Origin of the sequence: Rhodoferax sp., assembly GCF_037143375.1 — a bacterium.
Classification (GTDB): domain Bacteria; phylum Pseudomonadota; class Gammaproteobacteria; order Burkholderiales; family Burkholderiaceae_C; genus Rhodoferax.
In genome coordinates, this window is sequence record NZ_JBAWYV010000178.1 from 1 (window position 1) to 5,598 (window position 5,598).

Sequence of the window (5,598 nt, forward strand, 5' to 3'; positions counted from 1 at the left end):
TCCAGCGTCAGCAACCGGGTGCGGGCAAAGTGCGCGTCGTCGGGTTTGATGGCGTCGGCAATATCGGACAGCAGCAGCGTGCCATCGGGCTGGTGGTTGAGCGGCTGAGGCTGCACGCTGCCCAGCACCGCCGCGCCGCCGCCTTCCCAGCGGTAGGTGTGCGCCATCTGGCCCACGATGTACTCGTCGCCGCGCTGGCAATGCGCCATGATGGCGCACAGATTGCTTTGCGTGCCGGTAGGCATGAACAGCGCGCCCTCAAAACCTAGCAGCGCCGCAATCTGGTCCTGCAGTGCGTTGACGCTCGGGTCGTCAGCAAACACGTCATCGCCCAAGGGCGCGGTCAGCATCGCATCGCGCATGGCGGGGGTCGGCTGCGTCACGGTGTCGCTGCGCAAGTCCACCGTTTTTGATTCTGATTTATAAGCCATATTGACCTCTAGTCCCCGTGTTACTTGCGCAAGCAGCTATTTTTTTCATAGCGAATAATTTGAGTTCTCGCGAAACTTCCAACATCCTACGAAATGTCGGGGACAGCGCTGGCGCACTTCGTGTCGCTGCGGTCTGTCCCACGAGGTTTCAGGAAGTTCTTCAGCATGGCGTGGCCGTGTTCGGTCAGGATGCTTTCGGGGTGAAACTGCACGCCTTCAATGTCGAGCGTGGTGTGTTTGACGCCCATGATTTCACCGTCCGGCGTCCAGGCGGTGACCTTCAGGCAATCCGGGCATGTCGGGCGGTCGATGGCGAGCGAGTGGTAGCGGTTGACGGTGAACTGCGCAGGCAGTCCGGCAAAAACGCCTTCCTGTGTGGTCGTGATGACGCTGGTCTTGCCGTGCATTAACTCTTGCGCACGGATGATGGTGCCGCCAAACGCCGCGCCAATCGCCTGATGCCCCAGGCACACGCCCAAAATCGGCAGCTTGCCGGCAAAGTGCTGAATTGCAGCGACCGAAATCCCCGCTTCGGCTGGCGAGCACGGGCCGGGCGAGATCACCAGGCGGTCCAACTGCCCGGCCTTGAGCCGCGCCTCAATCTCGTCAATCGTGATTTCGTCATTGCGAAACACCTCTACCTCGGCCCCCAACTCGCCCAGATACTGGACGATGTTGTAGGTGAAGCTGTCGTAGTTATCGATCATCAGCAGTTTGATTTTTTGACCCATGATTTACTCCAGCCCTTCTTCCACCAATTCACTCGCTCTGAGCAAGGCCCGCGCCTTGGCTTCGGTCTCTTTCCATTCCAGCTCCGGCACCGAATCGGCAACCACGCCCGCGGCCGCCTGCACGTACAGGGTCTGGTCCTTGATGATGCCGGTGCGAATCGCGATGGCCACATCCATGTCGCCGGCGTAACTCAGGTAGCCACAAGCGCCGCCGTAAAGCCCGCGCTTGGTGGGCTCCAGCTTGTCGATCAGTTCCATCGCGTGCACTTTGGGGGCGCCGGTCAGCGTGCCCGCCGGGAAGGTGGCTCTGAGCACATCCATGCTGCCCAGCGGCTGGCCGTCGGGGCCGTCAATCAGCGTGCCTTCGACGTTGCTCACGATGTGCATCACATGGCTGTAGCGCTCCACGCAGAAGGCTTCGGTCACTTTGACGCTGCCAATTTTGGCAATGCGGCCAATGTCGTTGCGCGCCAGGTCGATCAGCATCACATGCTCGGCGCGCTCTTTGGGGTCGTTGATCAACTCCACTTCGGCCGCCTTGTCCAGTGCCGGGCTGGCACCCCGCGGACGCGTCCCGGCGAGCGGGCGGATGGTGATCTTTTGCTCGGTCTTGCCATCGGTGGTGACCTGTTCCTGGCGTACCAGAATCTCGGGCGAGGCGCCAACCACATGGAAATCACCAAAATGGTAGTAATACATGTATGGGCTGGGGTTGAGTGCCCGCAACGCCCGGTACAAACTCAGTGGCGACTCGGTGTAGCGCTTCTTGAGGCGCTGGCCCACCTGCACCTGCATGAAATCACCCCCGGCAATCAGCTCTTTGGCGTGCACCACGGCGGCGATGTAATCGACCTTGGCAAATTCCCGCTCCACCGGGTGGCTTTGCGTCGGCTTGACGATGGGTGCGCTCACCGAGTATTTAAGCTGCTCTTTCAACTCCCGCAGGCGCTTTTTAGCGTTGGCATAGGCTTCGGGGCGGGCCGGGTCGGCGTAAACAATCAGGTACAGCTTGCCGGAGAGGTTGTCGATCACCGCCAGCTCTTCGCACTGCAGCAACAAAATATCGGGACACCCGAGCGTGTCGGGCGGGCAGGTGGCTTCTAGCTTTTTTTCAATGTAGCGCACCGCGTCATAACCAAAGTAGCCAGCCAATCCACCGCAAAACCGCGGCAAACCGGGTCGTAGCGCGACCTTGAAGCGTTTTTGGTAGCTTGAGATGAAATCCAGCGGGTTGACGGTGGACGTTTCCACCACCACGCCATCGGTCACCACCTCGGTGCGCATGTCCGGGCCAAAACCCAGGGAACGCACCAGCGTACGGGCCGGCAGGCCAATGAAGCTGTATCGCCCAAAACGCTCGCCACCTACCACCGATTCGAGTAAAAAACTGTATTTGCCGGCTTCTTTGGAGTGCGCCAGCTTCAGATACAGCGACAAGGGCGTTTCCAGATCGGCGAAGGCTTCCGCCATCAGGGGAATGCGGTTGTAGCCTTGGGCACTCAGGCTTTTGAATTCAAGTTCAGAGATCATGAAAAAGTTCTTTCAGTTCAGGGCCAGAACTTGAGCACGCAACCGGCACCGTGTTGGCTTCAGGTTGCGGTCGTTCCAGCGGGCAGCCAAAGATTGCTGCGGTTCATTCAAACAAGGAGGGGAGAAGTCAGGCTAGCGCCGACGTAGCGTGCTGAGCCCGCCAGAGCCAGGCTCCCCGGTCGCTACAACCTGTGATGCAAATGCGGTGAATGAACATGCGGCCAGTGTATCAAACCTCATCTCATAGGGAAGACCCTCACACAGAGTCCCCACTCCCCAAAAACCGGGATAACTGAAACTTAAAAAATCCCAAAAAACAAAAGAACCCGTCAGTTTAAAAACAGAAAATGCAGTCGTCGAGGTCTAGAATTATCAGCGGGAGCCACCGGCAACACACTAGGGTTAATCATGTTTAAGTTATCTACATTGTCCATTGCCAAGCGCCTGGCCTTACTCACCTTGTGTGCAGTGTTGGGGCTTGTCTTGCTGGCTGCCATGTTCCTGATCTCGGAGCGTGGCTTGATCATGGAAGAGCGACAAAACGGCGTCCGCCAAACCGTAGAAACAGCGCACGGCGTGCTGACTTATTACCAAACTGCCGCTGTTTCAGGGAAATTGCCGGAGGCCGAGGCCAAACAGCAAGCCTTGGCTGCCATCAGTAGTTTGCGCTATGGCAACAACGAGTATTTTTGGGTTAATGACATGCAGCGTTTAGTGCTGATGCATCCGATCAAGCCTGAACTGATTGGCAAAGACATGTCGGACATGAAAGACCCCAATGGCGTCTATCTGTATGCAGAGTTCGTCAAGGTCGTTAAAGCCGAAGGCGCCGGTTTTGTCTCTTATATGTGGTCCAAACCCGGCATGGAGAAGCCTGTCCCCAAGGTCTCCTATGTCAAAGGCTTTGCCCCTTGGGGTTGGGTTGTCGGCTCGGGCGTGTATGTGGACACGATTGACTCGGTCATTGCAGGGCGCGTGCTTACTTTTTCCATCGCGGCTTTGGTGCTCGCCGCATTTTTACTGGCGATTGGCTGGTGGATTGCACGCGGCATACTGAAGCAACTCGGTGGCGAACCGGCTTATGCCGCTGACATCACACACCGCATTGCCGAAGGCGACTTGTCTGTTGAGATCATTGTCAACAACCCCGACCAACCCAGCCTGCTCAACGCCATCAAAACCATGCGCGACAAGATTGCTGCCATCGTGGGTCAGGTGCGCCAGGGCTCCGAAGGCGTTGCCACAGCCAGTTCAGAGATTGCGCACGGCAACCACGACCTGTCGGCACGCACCGAGCAACAAGCCAGCGCGCTGGAAGAGGCCTCTGCCTCGATGGAAGAACTCGGCAACACCGTGAAACAAAACGCCGACAACGCCCGCCAGGCCAACCAGCTCGCCATGAATGCATCCACGGTAGCCATCCAAGGCGGCGAAGTGGTCTCGCAGGTGGTCGAGACCATGAAGGGCATCAACGAGAGCTCACGCAAGATCTCGGACATCATCAGCGTCATCGACGGCATTGCCTTCCAGACCAATATCTTGGCGTTGAACGCTGCGGTTGAAGCAGCCCGCGCCGGTGAGCAAGGCCGTGGCTTTGCCGTGGTGGCCAGCGAAGTACGCTCATTGGCCGGACGGTCGGCTGAAGCGGCCAAAGAAATCAAATCGCTGATCAACGCCAGCGTGGAACGTGTGGAGCAAGGCACGTCACTGGTGGACCAGGCCGGCAGCACCATGACCGAGGTCGTCACCTCCATCAAACGGGTGACCGACATCGTGGGCGAGATCAGCGCCGCCAGCAGCGACCAGGCTTCAGGTGTCGCGCACATGGGCGAAGCCGTGAAACACATGGACCAGGCCACACAGCAAAACGCAGCCCTGGTCGAAGAAATGGCCGCCGCGGCCAGCAGCCTGAAAACACAGGCGCAAGAGTTGGTACAAGTCGTGGCGGTCTTCAAACTGGGCGCCAACGACCCGCACCATGGCATGGCACTGCCCCTCGCCGCCGTGCGTTCGCACAAGCCTGGGCCTTCCACCTTCAAGGGGGCCGAGAGACGGGGCGCCGGCATCCCGAAAGGTGCTGCCGCTAGAGCGCGACCAGCAGCACCGACACCGTCCAAGGCCTCGGTGGTACCCAACAAATTGTCAGTTGCCAAACCGGCTGCACCCAAAGCCACTGCACCAGCCGCGCCGGCAGCTTCAAGCAACGACGACTGGGAAACCTTTTAAACCGGCATCAAACTGAGCAGGGAGTCGGTGAACCCATCAGCATCGACCGCACGAATGGGTTCGCCATGGTTGTAGCCGTAGGTCACCAGCCACACCGGGCAACCGGCAGCGCGCGCCGCCAGAGCATCGTTGCTGGAGTCTCCGATCATCAACGTGCGGTGCGGCGCAGAGCCCAGCGCTTCGCAGGTTTTGAGCAGCGGTAACGGATCCGGTTTTTTACGTGCAAAGGCATCCCCGCCAAACGTCTGTTCAAAAAAACCATCAAGGCCTTTGGCCTTGAGCAAGGCCACCGCAAATTCGGTTGGTTTGTTGGTCAGGCAGGCCAGCTTCAAACCCCGCGCCTTAAGTTGCGTGAGGCCTTCGACGACACCCGGGAACACTTCGGCGTGTTGCCCGTTGATCGTCAGGTAATGCCGCTGGTAGCTTTGCCAGGCGGGTTCAAACAGCGCGAGCACTTCGCCTGCACTTAAATTTACAGCTGCTTCAGATTGGGTAACGTGGGCCAGAACGCTTTTAATCAAATGCTCCGAGCCTTTGCCAATGGTCTGTGCAACAGTGTCACGGTCTACCCGCGCGCTCGACAGGGCCGGTAAATCGGCCAGCATGAGGTTCAAGGCCACCACGAAGTCATCGAGGGTATCGACCATCGTGCCGTCCAGATCGACGATCACGGCGTCTAT

5 protein-coding genes are annotated in these 5,598 nt (G+C 58.6%); 1 reads left to right on the forward strand and 4 read right to left on the reverse strand.

The window, feature by feature from the left end; genetic code table 11:
• From WCG50_RS16885 to WCG50_RS16895, 3 genes are all read right to left on the reverse strand, one after another.
• The coding region (locus WCG50_RS16885; RefSeq protein WP_336900761.1) for a beta-eliminating lyase-related protein at positions 1-431 on the reverse strand (431 nt) is incomplete at its 3' end.
• Positions 432-517: 86 nt separating this feature from the next.
• Complete coding sequence (locus WCG50_RS16890; RefSeq protein ID WP_336900762.1) at positions 518-1,162, reverse strand: aminodeoxychorismate/anthranilate synthase component II; 645 nt, start codon at positions 1,160-1,162, stop codon at positions 518-520.
• Between the two features lie 3 nt (positions 1,163-1,165).
• Positions 1,166-2,692, reverse strand: coding sequence for a chorismate-binding protein (locus WCG50_RS16895; RefSeq protein WP_336900763.1), 1,527 nt, complete (start codon positions 2,690-2,692; stop codon positions 1,166-1,168).
• Between the two features lie 408 nt (positions 2,693-3,100).
• On the opposite strand from WCG50_RS16895, the gene WCG50_RS16900 reads away from it, so the two are divergent.
• A complete protein-coding gene (locus WCG50_RS16900) occupies positions 3,101-4,918 on the forward strand; it encodes a methyl-accepting chemotaxis protein (RefSeq protein WP_336900764.1) in 1,818 nt (605 codons plus the stop codon).
• Here the strand turns inward: WCG50_RS16900 and gph are convergent.
• Positions 4,915-5,598, reverse strand: coding sequence for a phosphoglycolate phosphatase (gene gph / locus WCG50_RS16905; protein WP_336900765.1), 684 nt, complete (start codon positions 5,596-5,598; stop codon positions 4,915-4,917). The genes WCG50_RS16900 and gph overlap by 4 nt on opposite strands.

Bases quoted from the DNA above. Each gene is read 5' to 3' on its own strand.
- WCG50_RS16890 (WP_336900762.1), bottom strand. From the start codon at position 1,162: ATGGGTCAAAAAATCAAACTGCTGATGATCGATAACTACGACAGCTTC.
- WCG50_RS16895 (WP_336900763.1), bottom strand. From the start codon at position 2,692: ATGATCTCTGAACTTGAATTCAAAAGCCTGAGTGCCCAAGGCTACAAC.
- WCG50_RS16900 (WP_336900764.1), top strand. From the start codon at position 3,101: ATGTTTAAGTTATCTACATTGTCCATTGCCAAGCGCCTGGCCTTACTC.